The sequence below is a fragment of the Streptomyces mobaraensis genome, assembly GCF_020099395.1.
Lineage (GTDB): Bacteria > Actinomycetota > Actinomycetes > Streptomycetales > Streptomycetaceae > Streptomyces.
Genome location: NZ_CP083590.1, coordinates 6,264,640 through 6,284,571, shown reverse-complemented (window position 1 = coordinate 6,284,571; position 19,932 = coordinate 6,264,640). Strand labels below are relative to the sequence as shown.

The window sequence follows — 19,932 nt, the reverse complement described above, 5'->3', positions numbered from 1 at the left end:
TTCCTCACTGCGAGGTGTCGTGGGTACGGGCGCCGGGCTGCGGGCGCAGGCTGTCGAGCACCGCGTCGGCCACCTCGGCCGGGCCGCGGCCTCCGGTGGCGACGACGACCCGGGCGACCTCGGTGTAGAGCGGGCGGCGGGCCTCCATCAGCTCCCGCCACCGCTTGCGCGGGTTGACGGCCAGCAGCGGACGCGGGGCGTCCAGCCCCACCCGCCGTACCGCGTCGGCCAGGTCGACGTCGAGGAAGACGACGGGCAGCCCCTTGAGCAGCGCCCGGGTGTCCGGGTCCATGACGGCGCCGCCGCCGAGCGAGAGCACCCCGGGGTGCTCCGCCACGGCGGCGCGCACGGCCTGCCGCTCCAGCTCACGGAAGTGCGGCTCGCCCTCGTCCAGGAAGATCTCCGGGATGGGCTTGCCGGCGGTCCGCTCGATGTCGGCGTCGGTGTCCCGGTAGCCGGTGCCGAGCCGCTCGGCGAGCAGCGCTCCGACGGTCGACTTCCCGGCTCCGGGCGGGCCGACCAATACAGCGACCGGCCCGGTCACTTGATGGCCAGGTTGTCGAGGTAGCCGCGGACGTTGCGGCGGGTCTCGGTGACGCTGTCGCCGCCGAACTTCTCCACCACGGCGTCCGCCAGGACGAGCGCCACCATCGCCTCGGCGACGATGCCGGCCGCGGGGACGGCGCACACGTCGGAGCGCTGGTGGTGGGCCTTGGCGGCCTCGCCGGTGGTGACGTCGATGGTGGCGAGCGCCTTCGGCACGGTGGCGATGGGCTTCATCGCGGCGCGGACGCGCAGCAGTTCGCCGGTGGTCAGGCCGCCCTCGGTGCCGCCGGAGCGGCCGGACGTGCGGCGCACGCCCTCCTCGGTGGCGACGATCTCGTCGTGCGCCTTCGAGCCGGGCACCCGGGCCAGGTCGAAGCCGTCGCCGAGCTCGACGCCCTTGATCGCCTGGATGCCCATCAGGGCGGCGGCGAGCCGGGCGTCCAGCCGCCGGTCCCAGTGCACGTGCGAGCCGAGGCCGACGGGCACGCCGTAGGCGAGGACCTCGACGACGCCGCCGAGGGTGTCGCCGTCCTTGTGCGCCTGGTCGATCTCTGCGACCATCGCCTCGCTCGCGGCGGCGTCGAGGCAGCGCACCGGGTCGGCGTCCAGCCGCTCGACGTCCGAGGGCTTCGGGTACACGCCGTACGGCGCCTTGGCGGCGGCCAGCTCGACGACGTGGGAGACGATCTCGATGCCGGCCGCCTCCTTCAGGAAGGAGCGGGCGACGGCGCCGAGCGCGACGCGGGCCGCGGTCTCCCGCGCGGAGGCCCGCTCCAGGACCGGACGGGCCTCGTCGAAGCCGTACTTCTGCATGCCGGCGAGGTCCGCGTGGCCGGGGCGCGGCCGGGTCAGCGGGGCGTTGCGGGCGAGTTCGGCGAGCTCGGCCGGGTCCACCGGGTCGGCGGCCATGACCTTCTCCCACTTGGGCCACTCGGTGTTGCCCACCATGACCGCGACCGGGGAGCCCATGGACAGGCCGTGCCGCACCCCGCCGAGGAAGGTCACCTCGTCCCGCTCGAACTTCATCCGGGCGCCGCGCCCATAGCCGAGGCGCCGCCGGGCCAGGTGGTCCGCCACCATCTCCGTGGTGACCGGGACGCCCGCGGGCAGCCCCTCCAGCGTCGCCACCAGGGCCGGACCGTGCGACTCCCCGGCCGTCAGCCAGCGCAACCTGCTCAACGGAACTCCTCTTGCTCGCGCCTCGGATCGTGGGACGGCGCGACCGACCCGTGGTACGGTCCGCCGCCCCCGATCCTCCCATGTCCGGGGCGGTATCCCGGCGCCGGTCCGCGTTCCGGACGTTTTCCGCCCGTTCCGGGAGCGATCTCGGAATGTTTCCGGAAGGGTCCGGGAGCGACCTCGGAAGGTTCCCGGAGCGGTCGAGGAGCCCTCGGGAAGGGGTCAGCGGGCCGCGAGGGCCGCTTCCCCGGCGGCCCGCATGGCCGCGAGCGGTGCCGGCGAGACGCCCGTCATCCGCTCGACCTGGAGCACCGCCTGGTGGACGAGCAGGTCGAGGCCGCCCAGGACCGTGCCGCCGCGCGCGGCCCAGGCCGCCGCCAGCGGGGTCGGCCAGGGCTCGTAGAGGACGTCGAAGAGGGTGCCGGGCCGGTCGGGGACGGCGGCCGCGAGCGCGTCCGCGGCCCCGGCCGGGGTGGTCGCGACGACCAGCGGGGCCTCGAACGCCTCGGCGGCGCGGGACCAGTCGGCGGTGCGGACAGGCACCCCGAGCCGTTCACCCCACCGCCGCATCTCGGCGGCCCGCCCGGCGCTGCGGACGTAGGCGGTGACCTCGCCGGCGCAGATCCCGGCGAGCGCGGCGAGCGCCGAGGACGCGGTGGCCCCGGCGCCCAGCACGGCGGCCGAGGCGACCTTGTCGACGCCGCGCTCGCGCAGGGCGGCGACCAGGCCCGGGATGTCCGTGTTGTCGCCGGTGAGCCGGCCGTCCTCGCCGACGAGGACGGTGTTGACGGCCTCGACGGACCGCGCGGTGTCGCTGATCCCGTCCAGCAGCGGGATGACCGCCCGCTTGAGCGGCATGGTCAGCGAGAGGCCGGCCCAGCTGTCGTCCAGCCGCTCGACGAAGGCCGGCAGCGCGGCCTCGTCGACCTCGTACCGGTCGTACGTCCACTCCCCCAGGCCGAGCGCGGCGTAGGCGGCCCGGTGCAGGACCGGGGAGAGCGAGTGGGCGATGGGCGAGCCGAGGACGGCCGCGCGGTGGCGTGTGGTCATTGGCCGGTCTTTCCGTGCTCCTGCCGGTACCGCTCCCGGTTCCTGTTGTGCTCCGCGTTGGTCACCGCGAAAAGCGTCTCGTTCTCGTTGATCGAGACGAAGTAGTACCAGGGCCCGGAGGCGGGTTCGAGCGCCGACTTCAGGGCGTCCATGCCGGGGTTGCTGATCGGCCCGGGCGGCAGGCCCTTGATGCTGTAGGTGTTGTACGGGTCCTTGAACTTGCGCAGGTCGTTGACGGAGCCGGTGTCCAGGGTGGACTGGCTCTTGGCGTAGTTGACCGTGGAGTCGAAGTCCAGGAGGCCGTACGTCTCCTTGTTGTCCGGCTTGAGCCGGTTGTAGACGACCCGGGCGATCTTGTCGAAGTCGTGCTTGTACTTGCCCTCGACCTGGACCAGGCTGGCGACGGTGATCACCTGGAGCGGGGACTTGAGGCCCAGCTCCTTGGCCTTGCCCTCCAGGTCCTGCTGCTCGTAGTTGGCCTTCGCCCGCTTCACCATCTGCCGGAGGATCTCCTCCGGCTTGGTGCCCTTGCCCGCGTTGTACTGCGACGGGAAGAGGAAGCCCTCCAGCGGGTCCTTGACGTCCGGGTCGGCGGTCGCCCAGTCGGGCAGGCCCAGGTTCTTGGCCTGCGCCTTGGCGACGTCCTTGGTGGTGCCCGGCTTGAGCTCCAGCTTCTTGTCGATGGAGCTGTAGACCTCGGCGGCCCGGATGCCCTCGCGGAGGGTCAGCAGGTTCTTGGTGTCCGTCATCATCGTGACGGCGGACTCGGCCGACATCTCCTTGTGCAGGGTGTACGTACCGGGCTGGATGAGCTTGGTGCCCGCCGCCTCGGTGAACGCCCGGGCGCTCTTGACCACGCCGTTCTTCTGGAGAAGGTCACCCATCTGGGTGAGACCGGTGCCCTTGGGGATGTCCACCTGGACGGATCCGGTGCCCTCGCCCTCGTAGTCGGGCGCGGGGCCGTAGTTCGTCTCCCAGTAGTCGTAGCCCAGGTAGCCGAGGCCCCCGACGGCGCCGATCAGCACCACCGCGACGACCAGGCAGGCCGTACCGCTGCGGCGCTTGGGCTGCTTCTTGCCCTTGCCGCCGGACCCGCCGCCGCGTCGGCCGCGCCGCGGCTCGTCGTCCGCCCCGTCAGCGTCGTCTTCGTCGGCCTCGTCCGTGACGCCGCCCGGGAGGAGGTCTATGGCCGGGGACGACCGGGGGGCCGGGGCCGCGGCGGACTTGGAGAGCAGGGAGTGCTCGCCGGAGGACTCCTCCAGCCACTCCTCGTGCGGCTCCTTGGCGGGCGTCTGCCGCGGCACCCGCTGCTCGCCCGGGCGCGGGTGCTGACCCGTGTCGTAGGACTGCTGCGGATGCTGACCCGTGTCGTAGGACGGATGCGGGTGCTGCCCGGTGTCGTACGCCTGCTGGGGATGCTGCCCGGTGTCATACGCCGGATGCGGGTGCTGACCCGTGTCATAGGACGGCTGCGGATGCTGCCCCGTGTCGTACCCCTGCTGTCCGCCGGGCTGCGGGTGCTGCCCGGTGTCGTACGTCTGCTGCTGTACGTGCGGGTGCTGACCCGTGTCGTAGGACTGTCCGTCCTGCCCCGGGTATCCGCCGCCCTGCCCGTAGTAGCCCCCGCCCGGCTGGTCGGACTGGCCGTACTGCTGCCGGGACTGCGCGTGGGGGTCACCGTAGTGGCCCCCACCGCCCTGCGACGACTGCTCCCAGCCGTACTGCTGCTGTTCGGGAAACCCCTGGTCCGGATACTGCTGCTGACCGTAGTACGGCTGCTGCTGCGGAGGATGCCGCTGACCCTCGTACCCCGGGTCCCCGTGGTGGGGGTCGCCGGGATTCCACGGTTGGGAGCCGGAACCCCGGCCGTACTCAGTCATCTATCCCCTAGAGCCGCACAGCGGCAGCCAGGCGCCCCGGAGGGCGCGGGTCCGATCGTCTGGTCCTGTAGGGATGGCGTTCGAACGAGCTGCCATGTCGCGCGGAAGGTTACCGTATCGCGATCAGATGACCACTTCGACGGGTTCGCCCGGAGGGCGCCCCGACGTCCTCTCGGTCTCCAGGGCGTTCTGCAGGATGATCACGGCCGCCGCCTGGTCGACGACGGACCGGCCCTTCTTGGTGTTGACCCCGGACGCGCGCAGCCCCTGGGCCGCGGTGACCGTGGTCATCCGCTCGTCCACCAGCCGGACGGGCACCGGCGCGACGCGCCGGGCCATCTCCTTGGCGAACGTGCGCACCTTGGCCGCGGCCGGCCCCTCTCCCCCCTTGAGGGAGCGGGGCAGGCCGACGACGACCTCGACGGGCTCGTACTCCGCGACGATCGCCGCGAGTCGCTTGTGGGCCTGCGGGATGTCCCGCCCGGGCACGGTCTCGACCGGTGTGGCGAGGATCCCGTCGGGGTCGCACGAGGCGACCCCGATCCGGGCGTCCCCGACGTCGACGGCGATGCGTCTGCCACGTCGCACGGTCAGGCCGCCTCCGCCACGAGCCGCTCCACGGCGGCGATGGCGTCGGCCACGGCCTCCGGGTTCTGGCCGCCGCCCTGGGCGACGTCCGGCTTGCCGCCACCGCCGCCGCCGAGGGTCTTGGCGGCCGTACGGACCAGGTCGCCGGCCTTGAGACCGCGCTCGCGGGCGGCCTCGTTGGTGGCGATGACGGTCAGCGGGCGGCCGTTGGCCACGGTGAACAGGGCGACGACGGCCGGGCGGCCGCCGGTGATCCGGCCGCGGACGTCGAGGACCAGCTTGCGCAGGTCGTCGGCGCCGGTGCCGTCCGGCACGGTGCCGGTGACCAAGGCGGTGCCGTGGACGTCCTTGGCACCCTGGGCCAGCCCGGCGGCGGCCTGGAGCACCTTCTCGGCGCGGTAGCGCTCGATCTCCTTCTCGGCGTCCCGGAGCTTGGCGAGCATGCCCGAGATCTTCTCCGGCAGCTCCTCCGGGCGGCCCTTGACCAGCTCGGTGAGCTGGGCGACGACCGTGTGCTCCTTGGCCAGGAAGTCGTACGCGTCGGCGCCGACCAGGGCCTCGACGCGGCGCACGCCGGAGCCGATCGAGGACTCGCCGAGCAGCTTCACCAGGCCCAGCTGGGCGGTGTTGGCGACGTGCGTACCGCCGCACAGCTCCTTGGAGAAGTCGCCGATGGTCACGACGCGTACCCGCTCGCCGTACTTCTCGCCGAACTCGGCGATCGCGCCGGACTTCTTGGCCTCGTCCAGGCTCATGACCTCGGCGTGGACGTCGAGTTCATGCGAGAGCACCTCGTTGATCCGCTGCTCGACGTCGGTGAGGACGGTGCCGGGCACGGCGGTCGGGGAGCCGAAGTCGAAGCGGAAGCGGCCGGGCGAGTTCTCCGAACCGGCCTGGGCGGCCGTCGGGCCGAGCGCGTCGCGCAGCGCCTGGTGGGTCAGGTGGGTGGCGCTGTGGGCGCGGGCGATGGCCCGGCGGCGCTTGACGTCGATGACGGCGTACGCCGAAGCGCCGACCGTCACCTCACCGACCTGGACGACGCCCTTGTGGACATTGACGCCCGGAACGGGCTTCTGCACGTCGCGGATCTCGACCACGGCGCCGTTGTGCAGCTTGATACGCCCCTGGTCGGCCAGCTGGCCACCACCCTCGGCGTAGAACGGCGTACGGTCGAGGACGATCTCGACCTCGTCGCCCTCGGAGGCGGCCGGCGACGGGACGCCGTCGACGAGCAGGCCGACGACGGTGGCCTCGTTCTCGGTGAGGGTGTAGCCGGTGAAGTCGGTGGCACCGGCGGTGTCGGCGACCTCGCGGTAGGCGGACAGGTCGGCGTGGCCGGTCTTCTTGGCCTTGGCGTCGGCCTTGGCCCGGTCCCGCTGCTCCTTCATCAGGCGGCGGAAGCCGTCCTCGTCCACGGAGAGGCCCTGCTCGGCGGCCATCTCCAGGGTGAGGTCGATCGGGAAGCCCCAGGTGTCGTGGAGCAGGAACGCCTTGTCGCCGGAGAGGACCGTGCCGCCGGCGGCCTTGGTCTCGGTCACGGCGGTGTCGAGGATGTTCGTGCCGCCCTTGAGGGCCTTGAGGAAGGCGGCCTCCTCGGCGAGCGCGACGGTCTCGATGCGCTTGCGGTCCTCGACGAGCTCCGGGTACTGCTGCCCCATCGTGTTGATGATCACGTCGAGCAGGTCGGCGACGACCGGGCCGGTGGCGCCCAGCATCCGCATGTTGCGGATGGCGCGGCGCATGATGCGGCGCAGGACGTAGCCGCGGCCCTCGTTGCCGGGGGTGACGCCGTCGCCGATGAGCATCACGGAGGTGCGCATGTGGTCGGCGACCACGCGCAGCGAGACGTCGGAGGCGTCGGCCTTGCCGTAGGCGACGCCGGTGAGCTCGGTGGCCTTGTCGATGACGACGCGCAGGGTGTCGGTCTCGTACATGTTCCGGACGCCCTGCAGGATCATCGCGAGGCGCTCGAGGCCGAGGCCGGTGTCGATGTTCTGGGCGGGGAGGTCGCCGAGGATCGGGAAGTCCTCCTTGCCGTCGCCGGCACCCCGCTCGTACTGCATGAAGACCAGGTTCCAGATCTCCACGTACCGCTCGTCGTTGACGGCCGGGCCGCCCTCGGCGCCGAACTCGGGGCCGCGGTCGTAGTTGATCTCCGAGCAGGGGCCGCAGGGGCCGGGGACGCCCATGGACCAGAAGTTGTCCTTCTTGCCCAGGCGCTGGATGCGCTCGGCGGGGACGCCGACGGTGTCCCGCCAGATCCGCTCCGCCTCGTCGTCGTCCTGGTAGACGGTGATCCAGAGCTTCTCGGGGTCGAGGCCGTAGCCGCCGTCGGCGACGGACGAGGTCAGCAGCTCCCAGGAGAGCTTGATCGCGCCCTCCTTGAAGTAGTCGCCGAACGAGAAGTTGCCGCACATCTGGAAGAACGTGCCGTGCCGGGTGGTCTTGCCGACCTCCTCGATGTCCGGCGTGCGGACGCACTTCTGCACGCTGGTGGCGCGGCTGAACGGCGGCTTGACCTCACCGAGGAAGTAGGGCTTGAAGGGCACCATGCCCGCGGGCACGAGGAGCAGCGTCGGGTCGTCCGCGATGAGCGACGCCGACGGCACGACGGTGTGCCCACGCTCTTCGAAGAAGCGCAGCCAGCGGCGGCGGATTTCAGCGGACTCCATCAGTGGTCCTCTTTCCGGGTGAGCGAGTGGTGGGGATGGGTGGGTTCGACGACGACGAGATGCGGGCGTCCGGCGGGCAGCGCCCGGGCCTCCTCCGGCTCCGGCCCGGCGGTGAGGCCGAGCGCGTCCTTGAGCGCCGCCTCGCGGTGCGCCATGCCGTCGCGGACGTCGAGCGCGAAGTGCTTGACGCGGCGGCCGGCGAGCACGGCCCGGTCGGCCGCCTGGAGCGCGAGGCTCTCGGGGGTGAGCTTGTCCAGGGTGCGGTTCACCTTGGTGGTGGCCCACACTCCGGCGGCCACCCCGGTGGTGAACCAAAAAGCACGGCGGAACATTTCCGGATCAGCCCTTCCCACGGGTACGACGGCCGCCGCGCCGGGCGGACGGCAGCTTCTTGCCGACGCTCCGGCCGGTGATCACGGTGCGCTCGGGTTCGGCGGGGGCGCCCTTGCGGCCGATCGCCCGCCGCACGCCGTAGCCGAAGGCGGCGACCTTCACCAGCGGTCCGCCGAAGGCGGAGGAGACGGTGGACGACAGCGCGGAGGCGTTGGCGGTGACCTCCTGGACGTCCGCGGCGATCGAGTCGACCCGGGCGAGCTGGGTGTGCGCGGACCGCACGGTCGCCGAGGCGTCGGCCAGCAGCGGCACGGCCTGCTCGGTGACGTCGGCGACCAGCTTGGTGGCCGCTTTCAGCGTCTGCGCGAGCCGTACCAGGACGAGGGCGATGAAGGACACCAGGATCGCCCAGAAGACGGCCACGAGGATCCCGGCCACCTCTCCACCGGACACTGCACCGCTCCCTGCTGTCGTCGCTGGTCACACGTTAGAAACGTCGGGTACCGACCTTATCGCGCCGCGGGTGGCGGCCCGTACTCCGTTTCGAGGCCCGGAGCGCCCCGGAAAACGCGGTGGCCCGCCACCCCGCCGCCACGAGGGCGGAGGGGCGACGGGCCAGGCGTGAAGGAGAGGTCCTACGGCCGGCTTAGCGGGCGTAGTACTCGACGACGAGCTGCTCGTCGCAGATGACCGGGATCTCCTTGCGGTTCGGCTCGCGGTCCAGGCGGAAGGCCAGCGCGGCCAGGTTGACCTGGAGGTAGCGCGGGGTCTCGCCGTCGGCGGCGAAGCCACCGGCGCGGGCCGTCTCGAAGAGGGTCTTGGAGCGGCTGCGCTCGCGGACCATCACGACGTCGTCGGGACGGACGCGGAAGGACGGCTTGTCGACCTTCTGGCCGTTGACCTCGATGTGGCCGTGGACGACCATCTGGCGGGCCTGGTAGATGGTGCGGGCGATGCCCGAACGCAGGACCAGGGCGTCGAGACGGCGCTCGAGCTCGACGACCAGCGCCTCGCCCGTCTTGCCCTCGGCCTTCTTGGCGCGGTCGTAGGCGCGGGCCATCTGGCGCTCGCTGATGTCGTACTGCGCGCGGAGACGCTGCTTCTCGAGCAGACGGACCTTGTAGTCCGAGTTCTGCTTGCGGCCGCGGCCGTGCTCGCCCGGCGGGTAGGGACGGGCCTCGAAGTACTTGACGGCCTTCGGCGTCAGGGCGATGCCGAGCGCACGAGACTTCTTGACCTTGGGACGCGACTGGTTAGGCACGTTCTCCAGACCTCCGAAATAGGTTAGGTTAGGCTCACCTTACTCAAGGAGATCGCATGTCTCGCCCGGGGAACACCAGTCACGTCACGGACAGCACGAAGAAGGCCGGCGCAACTGATGGCGCCGGTACGACGGAGGTCCGATCAGATCGTGGTCAGCCGCGTCCCAGCGGACTTGAAACCGCCCGGATGCCGTCAGCAGCCGAGCGCACACGAACTCTCGTACAGAGTACATGCTCCGCGGTACTGCTCGTCCCCGGCCTGGAGGCCGCCCTCCCCGCACCCCTCACCCCCGAGGTACGGACCGTCGGCCCCGACGGCGACGTATACCTCGTCCACCCGGCCGACTCCCCCGTCGTCCGCGCGGCCACCCACGCCGAGGCCGACGACCTCCCCGCCGTCCTGGAGCTCACCGACGTGGCGCCGGTCTCCGTCCCCAACCGCATCCGCGGCCGCGCCTGGCTCTCGGGCTGGCTCACCTGCGTCCCCGGCGTCGCGGAGCCGGGCCGCATGATGGTGCGGCTGGAACTCGGGAACATCTCCGTGGACGACCTCTGGGGCATCGAGACCGTCTCGCCCGACGACTTCGCGGGGGCGGCGCCCGATCCGCTCGTGGAGTACGAGGCGGAGCTGCTGCAGCATCTGCACGCGGGGCACGGGGATCAGGTGCGTTCCCTCTGGGCCCTGCTGGATGAACGGCGGGCGGGCGCGGGTGCCGCGGTGCCGCTGGCGCTGGACCGGTTCGGGTTCCGGGTCCGCTTCACCCGCGAGGGTTCGGGGTCACCGGCCGACCGCTCGTTCGACGCACGGTTCGAGTTCCCGGAGCCGGTGCGGGATGTGGCGGGGTTGCGGCGGGAGATGCACCGGCTGTTCGACGCGGCGGAGGGGTGAGGGGTGGGGGGTGCCCCGGTCCCGCCCTTTCACCGTTTCTTGCGGGGGCAAGCCCCCGCACCCCCGAAGCGCGCTGCGCGCGCTGTCCTCAAACGCCGGACGGGCTGAATAGGGCACCCACTCCAGCCCGTCCGGCGTTTGAGGACGAGCGGCGAAGCCGCGACAGGCAGGGTCTGGGGCGCAGCCCCAGGAAACGGTGAAAGGGCGGGTCCGGGGCTCACTCCCCCCGCAAACGCTCCCGCACCCGCTCCACCACATCCGCGTACCGCGACTCCGCCCCATGCCGAGTAGGCGAGTAATACCGCCGCCCATGCACCGCATCAGGCGCATACTGCTGAGCCGCGATCCCACCCGGCAGATCATGGGGATACTGATACCCCTCCCCATGCCCCAGCTTCGCGGCCCCCTTGTAATGCCCGTCCCGCAGATGCGGAGGCACCGGCCCGGCCATCCCACCCCGCACATCGGCGAGCGCCGCGTCGATGGCGAGATAAGCCGCGTTCGACTTCGGCGCCAGCGCCAACGCGATCGCCACCTGCGAAAGAGTGATCCGCGCCTCGGGGAAACCGATCATGGCGACGGCCTGTGCCCCGGCAACCGCCGTCTGCAGCGCGGAAGGATCCGCGAGCCCGATGTCCTCACTGGCGGAGATCATCAACCGCCGCGCGATGAACCGAGGATCCTCTCCCGCCTCGATCATCCGGGCCAGGTAATGGAGAGTGGCATCCACATCCGACCCGCGAATCGACTTGATCAACGCACTCGCGACGTCGTAATGCTGGTCCCCGTCGCGGTCGTACTTCACCGCGGCCCGGTCGACCGTCTCCTCCAGCGTCTCCAGGGTGATCTCGCCCTCGCCCTTGTCGAGCGCCGCCCCCGCCGCCGCCTCCAGGGCGGTGAGCGCCCGCCGCGCGTCGCCGCCGGCGATCCGCAGCAGGTGTGCCTCCGCGTCCTCGGGGAGCGTGACCGCGCCGCCGAGCCCGCGCTCGTCCTCTACCGCCCGGTGCAGCAGTCCGCGCAGGTCGTCGTCGGTGAGCGCCTGGAGGGTGAGTAGCAGGGATCGGGAGAGCAGCGGGGAGATGATCGAGAAGTAGGGGTTCTCGGTGGTGGCGGCGATCAGAGTGACCCAGCGGTTCTCGACGGCGGGCAGCAGGGAGTCCTGCTGGGCCTTGCTGAAGCGGTGGATCTCGTCGAGGAAGAGGACGGTCTCCTTGCCGTAGCCGCCGGAGGCCCGGCGGGCGCCGTCGATGACGGCCCGGACCTCCTTGACGCCGGCGGTGATCGCGGACAGCTCGACGAAGCGCTTGTTGGTGGCCTGGCTGACGACGTACGCGAGGGTCGTCTTGCCGATGCCGGGCGGCCCCCAGAGGATCACCGACGAGGGCCCGGCCGGCCCGCCGCTCGCCTCGCCGACCAGCCGGCGCAGCGGCGACCCGGGCTTCAGCAGATGGCCCTGTCCGACGACCTCGTCGAGGGTGCGGGGGCGCATGCGGACGGCCAGGGGACTGCTCGACGGGTCTTTCTCCCGGCGGTCCTCTTCTGCGGCGGTGAACAGGTCGGGTTCCACGCTCGAAACCCTATGCCACCCCACTGACAACGCCGCCGGACGGTAACCGTCCGGCGGCGTTGAAGCTGGTCAGAGAGGCAGGCTCAGGACTGGCCCGTCCAGAACGACCACCAGTTCGTCAGGATCGCCAGCCCGATGAGGCCGATCCACAGCACCGGCACCACCCAGTGGAACTCCAGCACCGCGCTCCGCACCGCGTTCGGCAGCGGGATGAAGCGGTGGCGGATGTTCTGCACGGTGACGTAGCAGAACATCACGATGGTGGCGACCCAGGCGAGGCAGCACCACAGGCAGAGCGAGCCGATGACGTACAGCGACTGGTACTGGAGCCAGGTGCAGAAGCCGACGCCGAAGAGCGTGCCGGCCTCCATGCCGAGCCAGTACCAGCGCGGGAAGCGGGCGCCGGAGAGCACCGCAAGGCCGATCGCGATGATCGCGCCGTAGCAGACCAGGCCGAGCATCGGGTTGGGGAACCCGAAGGCGTGGGCCTGCTCGCTCTCCATGATGTTGCCGCAGGCGACGACCGGGTTGAGGCTGCACCCGGGGGTGAAGGTCTTCCCATGCGCCTTGGCCTCGAGGATCTTGTTCTTGTCGATCGTGATGACCCAAGCGGCCAGCAGCCCCATGGCACCGGTGATGACGAGCAGCAGCCCGAAGGCACGACTGCCGCCCACCGCACCGGTGGCGGGGCCGTCCCGCTCCGCGCCGTCGGTGTCGGAGCGGTCCAGAGCCGAGGTCGTCATAGCGCCATAGATCCCATCAGTCGTCCGATGCGCCCATTCTGCACCAGGCAGTGGCCGATCAGCCCTGCCTGTCCCGGAGTTCACCCACGACGGCGTCGATCGCGACGGCGGTCTGCTCGCCGCTGCCCAGGTCCTTGAGCTGGACGACGCCTTCGGTCAGATCCCGTTCGCCCGCCACCAGGGCGTAGCGGGCGCCGGAGCGGTCGGCCGATTTCATGGCGTTCTTGAGTCCCTTCCCGCCGAACGCGAAGTCGGCGGCGATGCCGGCCCGGCGGAGTTCGGTGACGACGCCGAAGAGGACCCGGCGGGCCTCGTCGCCCAGTGGGACCGCGTACACCTCGGTGGCGGCGGGGAGTTCGAGCGCGATGCCCTCGGCCTCCAGTGCCAGCACTGTGCGGTCGACGCCCAGCGCCCAGCCGACGGACGGCAGGGCCGGGCCGCCGATCATCTCGGACAGGCCGTCGTAGCGGCCGCCGCCGCCGACCGCGGACTGCGCGCCGAGGCCGTCGTGGACGAACTCGAAGGTGGTGCGCGTGTAGTAGTCCAGGCCGCGCACGAGCTTCTCGTCGTCCTCGAAGGCGACGCCCGCCTCCGTCAGCAGCGCGCGCACCTGCTCGTGGTACTCCTTGCACGCCTCGCAGAGGTGGTCGCGGAGCATCGGGGCGCCGACGAGCTGCTTCTGGACGGCCTCGCGCTTGTCGTCGAGGACCCGCAGCGGGTTGATCTCGATGCGGCGCCGGGTGTCGTCGTCCAGGTCGAGGCCGCGCAGGAAGTCCTGGAGGGCGGCCCGGTAGGCGGGGCGGCACTCCTTGTCGCCGAGCGAGTTGAGCAGCAGGCGGAAGTTCTCGAGGCCGAGGGACTTGTACGCGTCGACGGCCAGGATGATCAGCTCGGCGTCCAGCGCCGGGTCCTCGGCGCCGATGGCCTCGGCGCCGACCTGCGAGAAGTGGCGGTAACGGCCCTTCTGCGGGCGCTCGTAGCGGTAGTACGAGCCGGAGTACCAGAGCTTGACCGGCAGGTTGCCGCCCTTGTGCAGGTTGCCCTCCAGCGCGGCGCGCAGCACGGAGGCGGTGCCCTCGGGGCGCAGGGCGAGCTGGTCGCCGCCGCGGGTGGTGAGGGTGTACATCTCCTTGGTCACGATGTCGGTGGACTCGCCGACACCGCGCGCGAACAGCTCGACGTTCTCGAAACCGGGGGTCTCCACATAGCCGTAGCCGGCCCGCCGCACCGGTGCGGCGATGGCCTCGCGCACGGCGAGGTAGACCGCCGAGTCCGGCGGGGTCAGGTCGTAGGTGCCCTTGGGGGCCTTGAAAGTGCTCACGAAAGCTTCGTCACATTCCTCGTCGCGGAGCCGGGGTGCCGGTTCCGGGGCCGTACGGCGCCTGGGCCACTTCCCGCAGGTAGGGGTTGGTGGCGCGCTCGCGGCCGATGCTGGTCTGGGGGCCGTGGCCGGAGAGGACCACGGTCGAGTCGTCGAGGGGCAGGCACACGCGGGCCAGGGACTCGAGTATCTCGGCGTGGTCACCGCCGGGCAGGTCGGTGCGTCCGATGGAGCCGGCGAACAGCAGGTCGCCCGAGAAGAACACCGACGGGACGTCGGAGCTCTCGGGCAGCCGGAAGGTCACCGACCCCTTGGTATGGCCGGGCGCGTGCGCGACGGTGAACTCCAGACCGGCGAGGTCCAGGGTGCTGCCGTCGGTGAGCTCCTTGACGTCGTCCGGTTCCCCCACGGTCAGCTCGCCGAGGAGCTGCGCGCCGATGGAGCGGCCGAGTGCCTTCTCCGGGTCGCTCATCATGTAGCGGTCGGCGGGGTGGATCCAGGCGGGGACGTCATGGGCGCCGCACACCGGGACGACCGAGGCGACGTGGTCGATGTGGCCGTGGGTGAGGACGACCGCGGCGGGCTTGAGCCGATGCTTCCTGAGTGCTTCCTCGACTCCCTGGGCGGCCTGGTGGCCCGGGTCGATGATCACGCACTCCTCACCGGCGGCGGGGGCGACCAGATAACAATTGGTCCCCCAGGCCCCGGCGGGGAACCCGGCAATCAGCACATTCGTCCTTAAATGTCGGCCTGCGTTGGCGTGGCAGGGATCCGGCAGGCGTGCCCGGCCGGTGCGCCGGTCACGTTTATGCCGGTTCAGAGCCTACCGGCGGCACCTCCGCCGCCGCGAACCCGTATACGGTACGGGCACGCTCGCAACAGGCGTTCCGACGGATCGATACGGCACGAGGAGACGACCCGGTGGTCACTAACGAGCAGCGGCGGCGGCAGCTCGCACGGGAGAAGTTCGAGCGGCAGCAGCAGCGCCGCGAGGCGCAGCGGCGCAAGGCCCGCAACCGGAACGCGTTGATCGCGGCCGGCCTCGCCGTGCTGATCGCCGCGGGCGGCACGGCGGTGGCCGCCGGGGCGCTGGGCGGCGACGACAAGAAGGACGACAAGGCGTCGGCGGACGCGACCCCCAGCGAGCTCCCCACTCCCTCGAAGGGTCCGGACCCGTGCGCCAAGCCCGCCGCGGGCAGCCCGGCGAAGAAGACGTGGAAGTCGGAGCCGGCGATGACGGTCGACACGTCCGCCTCCTACACCATGGACCTCAAGACCACCTGCGGGTCCATCGACCTGAAGCTGGACGCGGCCAAGGCCCCCCACACCGTCAACTCGCTGAACTTCCTGGCGGCTCAGGGGTACTTCGACCACTCCAAGTGCCACCGCCTCACCGGTGAGGCCGCGGGCATCTACGTCCTCCAGTGCGGCGACCCGCAGGGCACCGGCGCGGGCGGTCCGGGCTACACGCTCGCCGAGGAGAACCTCAAGAGCGACCTGCTCCAGGAGCCCAAGGACGAGCAGCTCAAGCAGGCGAAGATGAAGATCTACCCGGCCGGGACGATCGCCATGGCCAAGACCCAGCAGCCGCATTCGACGGGCAGCCAGTTCTTCCTCGTCTACAAGGACAGCCCGCTGCAGCCGGACTACACCCCGGTCGGCACGATCGGCACCGAGGGCCGCAAGACCCTCGACAAGATCGCCAAGGCCGGGATCCAGGGCGGGGCCCCGGACGGACCCCCCAACGCCACCGTCGTGGTGGACAAGGCGACGGTGACGAAGAGCTGATTCCGCACCCGTGGCCGAGCGGCGAAATTCCGGTCGCGGGATACGGACAGCCGGGCCACCGGTCGCCTATGTTGGCGTTGTGTAGGGTGCCTGCTCCGGCGGCTGCGAGGCACCCGAGACAGCACCGAACGCCAGTGAAATGATCAAGCCGCCGGACCGGGCGGGGCGCGGCTCCACCGGGGACAACTGTGGACGATGCGCGCGGGCCGCGAACGGCCCCCGCATCATGTGGAGGAGGCGCTGTGAGCAGCGACCCGTGGGGCCGCGTCGACGAGACGGGGACGGTGTACGTGCGTACCGCCGACGGCGAGAAGGTCGTCGGCTCGTGGCAGGCGGGGAGTCCGGAGGAGGCTCTCGCTTACTTCGAGCGCAAGTACGAGGGCCTGGTCGTCGAGATCGGCCTCCTCGAACGCCGGGTCAACACCACCGACCTGTCGACGAAGGACGCGATGACCGCCATCGACCACCTGCGCTCGCAGGTGGACGAGCACCACGCGGTCGGCGATCTGGACGCGCTGCGCGGGCGGTTGGACAAGCTCGTCGAGACGGTCGACAAGCGCCGCGAGGAGCGCAAGGCGGCCAAGGCCAAGCAGACGGACGAGGCCAGGACGGCCAAGGAGGCGCTGGTCGCCGAGGCCGAGGAGCTGGCCGCGAGCGAGCAGTGGCGCTCGGCCGGCGAGCGGCTGCGGGCCCTGGTGGACACCTGGAAGGGCCTGCCGCGGCTGGACCGCAAGACCGACGACGAGCTGTGGCACCGCTTCTCGCACGCCCGCTCGGCGTTCTCCAAGCGCCGCAAGGCCCACTTCGCCTCGCTGGACGCCCAGCGCGAGGAGGCCCGCAAGGTCAAGGAGAAGCTGGTCGCCGAGGCCGAGGCGCTGTCCGGTTCGACGGACTGGGGCGCCACCGCGGCCCGTTACCGCGAGCTGATGGCCGACTGGAAGGCCGCAGGACGCGCCCAGCGCGAGGCCGAGGACGAGCTGTGGGCCCGGTTCCGGGGCGCGCAGGACGTCTTCTTCCAGGCGCGCGGCGAGGTGTTCGCGGAGCGCGACGCCGAGCAGCAGGCCAACCTGGGCCTCAAGGAGGACCTGGTCGTCGAGGCGGAGAAGCTGCTGCCGGTGACCGACCTCAAGGCGGCCCGGGCGGCGTTCCGTTCGATCAACGAGCGCTGGGAGGCCATCGGTCATGTGCCGCGGGACGCCCGGCCGAAGATCGAGGGCCGGATGCACGCGGTGGAGCGCGCCATCCAGGAGGCCGAGGAGGCCGAGTGGCGGCGGACCAACCCGGAGGCGCGGGCGCGCGCGGCCGGGCTGACCGGGCAGCTCCAGGACGCGGTCGACAAGCTCCAGGCGCAGATCGACAAGGCGCGCGCGGCGGGCAACGAGGCGAAGGCCGAAAAGCTCGGCCGGGAGCTGGAGGGCCGCAAGGCGCTGCTGGACCAGGCGTTGAAGGGCCTGCAGGAGTTCGGCGGCTGAGCGGCCGCCCATGACGAAGGCCCCCGGCTGATGCCGGGGGGCCTTCCGTCGTTTCCGGGGCCTACGGCCTGCGGGCCGACGTCACGCGGTATACGTCGTAGACGCCTTCCACCCCACGGACCGCCTTCAGGACGTGTCCGAGGTGCTTGGGGTCGCCCATCTCGAAGGTGAACCGCGAGGTGGCCACCCGGTCCCGGGAGGTCTGCACGGCCGCCGAGAGGATGTTGACGTGCTGGTCCGACAGGACCCGGGTGACGTCCGACAGCAGCCGGGACCGGTCCAGCGCCTCCACCTGGATGGCGACGAGGAAGACGGACGACTGGGTGGGCGCCCACTCGACGTCGATGATCCGCTCGGGCTGCTGGGAGAGCGAGTCGACGTTGACGCAGTCCGCGCGGTGGACGGAGATGCCGTTGCCGCGGGTGACGAAGCCGATGATCGGGTCGCCGGGGACGGGCGTGCAGCAGCGGGCGAGCTTGACCCACACGTCGTCGACGCCCTTGACGACCACGCCCGGGTCGGCGGACGAACGCCGCTTGGAGCGGCCGCGGATGGGCGCCGACTCCTCGATGTCCTCCGTCGCCGCGTCCTCGCCGCCGAGCGCCTGGACGAGCTTCTGGACGACGCCCTGCGCGGCGACGTGCCCCTCGCCGATGGCCGCGTAGAGCGAGGAGATGTCCGGGTAGCGCATCTCGTGCGCGAGGGTGACCAGTGAATCGCCAGTCAGGATGCGCTGGATGGGCAGGTTCTGCTTGCGCATCGCGCGGGCGATGGCGTCCTTGCCCTGCTCGATCGCCTCGTCCCGGCGCTCCTTGGAGAACCAGGCACGGATCTTGTTGCGCGCGCGGGGGGACTTGACGAAGCCCAGCCAGTCGCGGGAGGGGCCGGCGCCAGGCGCCTTGGAGGTGAAGACCTCGACCAGATCGCCGTTGTCCAGGGTCGATTCGAGCGGCACCAGCCGCCCGTTGACCCGGGCCCCTATGGTGCGGTGGCCGACCTCGGTGTGCACGGCGTAGGCGAAGTCGACCGGCGTGGCCCCGGCGGGCAGCGCTATGACGTCGCCCTTGGGCGTGAAGACGAAGACCTCGTTGCGCGACAGGTCGAAGCGCAGCGACTCCAGGAACTCGCCCGGGTCCTCCGTCTCCTTCTGCCAGTCGAGCAACTGCCGCAGCCAGGCCATGTCGTTGACGGTGTCCTGGTTCTTGCCGGCGTCCTTCGGCACGTCCGTACGGATCTTGGACGCGCCGGCGACGGCCTCCTGCTTGTACTTCCAGTGCGCGGCGATGCCGTACTCGGCGCGGCGGTGCATGTCGAACGTCCGGATCTGGAGCTCGACCGGCTTGCCGCTGGGCCCTATGACCGTCGTGTGCAGCGACTGGTACATGTTGAACTTGGGCATCGCGATGTAGTCCTTGAACCGTCCGGGCACCGGGTTCCACCGGGCGTGGACGGTGCCGAGCGCCGCGTAGCAGTCGCGGACGGTGTCGACGAGGACGCGGATGCCCACCAGGTCGTAGATCTCGGCGAAGTCGCGGCCCCGCACGATCATCTTCTGGTAGACGCTGTAGTAGTGCTTCGGCCGGCCGGTGACCGTGGCCTTGATGCGGGCGGCGCGCAGGTCGGCCTGGACCTCGTCGGTGACGATCGCCAGGTACTCGTCCCGCTTGGGGGCGCGCTCGGCGACGAGCCGGACGATCTCGTCGTACATCTTGGGGTAGAGGATCGCGAAGGCGAGGTCCTCCAGCTCCCACTTGATGGTGTTCATGCCCAGCCGGTGCGCCAGCGGGGCGTAGATCTCCAGCGTCTCGCGGGCCTTCTTCTCCTGCTTCTCCCGCTTGAGGTAGCGCATGGTGCGCATGTTGTGCAGCCGGTCGGCGAGCTTGATCACCAGGACCCGGGGGTCCTTGGCCATGGCGACGACCATCTTGCGCACGGTCTCGGCCTGGGCGGCCTCGCCGAACTGCACCCGGTCCAGCTTGGTGACGCCGTCGACGAGCAGGGCGACCTGGTCGCCGAAGTCGCGGCGGAGGTCGTCGAGGCCGTACTCGGTGTCCTCGACGGTGTCGTGCAGCAGCCCGGCCATCAGCGTCGCCGGGTCCATGCCCAGCTCGGCCAGGATGGTCGTCACGGCGAGCGGGTGGGTGATGTACGGGTCGCCGCTCTTGCGCTTCTGCCCACGGTGCCAGCGCTCGGCGACCTGGTAGGCGCGCTCGATCTGGCGCAGCGTGGACGCGTCCGCCTTGGGGTCGTTCCCGCGGACGATGCGCAGCAGCGGCTCCAGCACCGGGTTGTACGGGCTCTGCCGCTGTACGCCCAGCCGGGCGAGGCGGGCCCGGACGCGGCTGGAGGAGCCGGAGCGGGCGCTCGGCGGCGGCGTGGGGCGCGGGCCGGCGCTCTCCTTGACCAGGTCGCCTCCCGGGGCGGCCTGCGGGCGGCCCCGCTTTCCGGGCTCGGACGCACCCGCGCCCTGCGGGCGGCCCGTGGGCTCGGGCGTGCCCGCGGCAGCCGCGGCGTCCGGTGCGGGCTGGTCGGGCGATGCCGCTGGGGATGCCCCCGGACGGAGTCTGGGGGAGAGCGGCTGGGCCTTGTCTGGCAAGAGCACTCCTCATGCGGGGTCCGGCCCCCGAACAGGTCCGGACTGC

General features: G+C 71.3%; 17 protein-coding genes. 3 read left to right on the top strand and 14 right to left on the bottom strand.

Going from position 1 to position 19,932, the window contains the following annotated elements:
* Positions 1-4 precede the first annotated feature (4 nt).
* From K7I03_RS27835 to rpsD, 9 genes are all read right to left on the bottom strand, one after another.
* Entirely contained in the window at positions 5-544 is a 540-nt protein-coding gene (locus K7I03_RS27835) for a shikimate kinase (RefSeq protein ID WP_185946182.1), read from the bottom strand.
* Positions 541-1,725, bottom strand: a complete 1,185-nt coding sequence (aroC, locus tag K7I03_RS27830) for a chorismate synthase (RefSeq protein ID WP_185946181.1) — start codon at positions 1,723-1,725, stop codon at positions 541-543. The genes K7I03_RS27835 and aroC overlap by 4 nt, the downstream gene beginning before the upstream one ends.
* 222 nt (positions 1,726-1,947) lie before the next feature.
* Positions 1,948-2,775, bottom strand: coding sequence for a shikimate dehydrogenase (locus K7I03_RS27825; RefSeq protein WP_185946180.1), 828 nt, complete (start codon positions 2,773-2,775; stop codon positions 1,948-1,950).
* Positions 2,772-4,655, bottom strand: a complete 1,884-nt coding sequence (gene mltG, locus K7I03_RS27820; protein ID WP_185946179.1) for an endolytic transglycosylase MltG — start codon at positions 4,653-4,655, stop codon at positions 2,772-2,774. The genes K7I03_RS27825 and mltG overlap by 4 nt, the downstream gene beginning before the upstream one ends.
* 123 nt (positions 4,656-4,778) lie before the next feature.
* Positions 4,779-5,249 (bottom strand): Holliday junction resolvase RuvX, encoded by a 471-nt coding sequence (gene ruvX / locus K7I03_RS27815; RefSeq protein ID WP_185946195.1) that lies wholly within the window; start codon positions 5,247-5,249, stop codon positions 4,779-4,781.
* On the bottom strand, positions 5,246-7,915 hold the full coding sequence (gene alaS / locus K7I03_RS27810) for an alanine--tRNA ligase (protein ID WP_185946178.1): 2,670 nt from the start codon (positions 7,913-7,915) through the stop codon (positions 5,246-5,248). Before alaS ends, ruvX begins: the two co-directional genes overlap by 4 nt.
* Positions 7,915-8,247, bottom strand: a complete 333-nt coding sequence (locus tag K7I03_RS27805) for a DUF6167 family protein (protein ID WP_185946177.1) — start codon at positions 8,245-8,247, stop codon at positions 7,915-7,917. Before K7I03_RS27805 ends, alaS begins: the two co-directional genes overlap by 1 nt.
* 7 nt (positions 8,248-8,254) lie before the next feature.
* A complete protein-coding gene (locus tag K7I03_RS27800; RefSeq protein WP_185946176.1) occupies positions 8,255-8,701 on the bottom strand; it encodes a DUF948 domain-containing protein in 447 nt (148 codons plus the stop codon).
* Between the two features lie 193 nt (positions 8,702-8,894).
* A complete protein-coding gene (gene rpsD, locus K7I03_RS27795) occupies positions 8,895-9,509 on the bottom strand; it encodes a 30S ribosomal protein S4 (protein ID WP_185946175.1) in 615 nt (204 codons plus the stop codon).
* Between the two features lie 188 nt (positions 9,510-9,697).
* Between rpsD and K7I03_RS27790 the strand changes: the two genes are divergently transcribed.
* Positions 9,698-10,399 carry a DUF2470 domain-containing protein gene (locus tag K7I03_RS27790; RefSeq protein WP_185946174.1) on the top strand — a complete coding sequence of 234 codons (702 nt, stop codon included), beginning with the start codon at positions 9,698-9,700 and terminating at the stop codon, positions 10,397-10,399.
* A gap of 217 nt (positions 10,400-10,616) precedes the next feature.
* On the opposite strand, the gene K7I03_RS27785 is transcribed toward K7I03_RS27790, so the two are convergent.
* From K7I03_RS27785 to K7I03_RS27770, 4 genes are all read right to left on the bottom strand, one after another.
* Positions 10,617-11,966: a replication-associated recombination protein A gene (locus K7I03_RS27785; RefSeq protein WP_185943552.1), complete on the bottom strand. Its 1,350-nt coding sequence runs from the start codon at positions 11,964-11,966 to the stop codon at positions 10,617-10,619.
* Between the two features lie 83 nt (positions 11,967-12,049).
* Positions 12,050-12,709, bottom strand: a complete 660-nt coding sequence (locus K7I03_RS27780) for a vitamin K epoxide reductase family protein (RefSeq protein WP_185943553.1) — start codon at positions 12,707-12,709, stop codon at positions 12,050-12,052.
* Positions 12,710-12,767: 58 nt separating this feature from the next.
* Complete coding sequence (hisS, locus tag K7I03_RS27775; RefSeq protein ID WP_185943554.1) at positions 12,768-14,030, bottom strand: histidine--tRNA ligase; 1,263 nt, start codon at positions 14,028-14,030, stop codon at positions 12,768-12,770.
* A gap of 10 nt (positions 14,031-14,040) precedes the next feature.
* Positions 14,041-14,760: an MBL fold metallo-hydrolase gene (locus K7I03_RS27770; RefSeq protein WP_185943555.1), complete on the bottom strand. Its 720-nt coding sequence runs from the start codon at positions 14,758-14,760 to the stop codon at positions 14,041-14,043.
* A gap of 191 nt (positions 14,761-14,951) precedes the next feature.
* Between K7I03_RS27770 and K7I03_RS27765 the strand changes: the two genes are divergently transcribed.
* Positions 14,952-15,818 (top strand): peptidylprolyl isomerase, encoded by an 867-nt coding sequence (locus K7I03_RS27765; protein WP_185943556.1) that lies wholly within the window; start codon positions 14,952-14,954, stop codon positions 15,816-15,818.
* A 242-nt stretch (positions 15,819-16,060) separates the two neighbouring features.
* On the top strand, positions 16,061-17,290 hold the full coding sequence (locus K7I03_RS27760; protein WP_185943557.1) for a DUF349 domain-containing protein: 1,230 nt from the start codon (positions 16,061-16,063) through the stop codon (positions 17,288-17,290).
* Between the two features lie 61 nt (positions 17,291-17,351).
* Here the strand turns inward: K7I03_RS27760 and K7I03_RS27755 are convergent, their stop codons facing one another.
* Entirely contained in the window at positions 17,352-19,886 is a 2,535-nt protein-coding gene (locus K7I03_RS27755; protein ID WP_185943558.1) for a RelA/SpoT family protein, read from the bottom strand.
* Between the last annotated feature and the right edge of the window lie 46 nt (positions 19,887-19,932).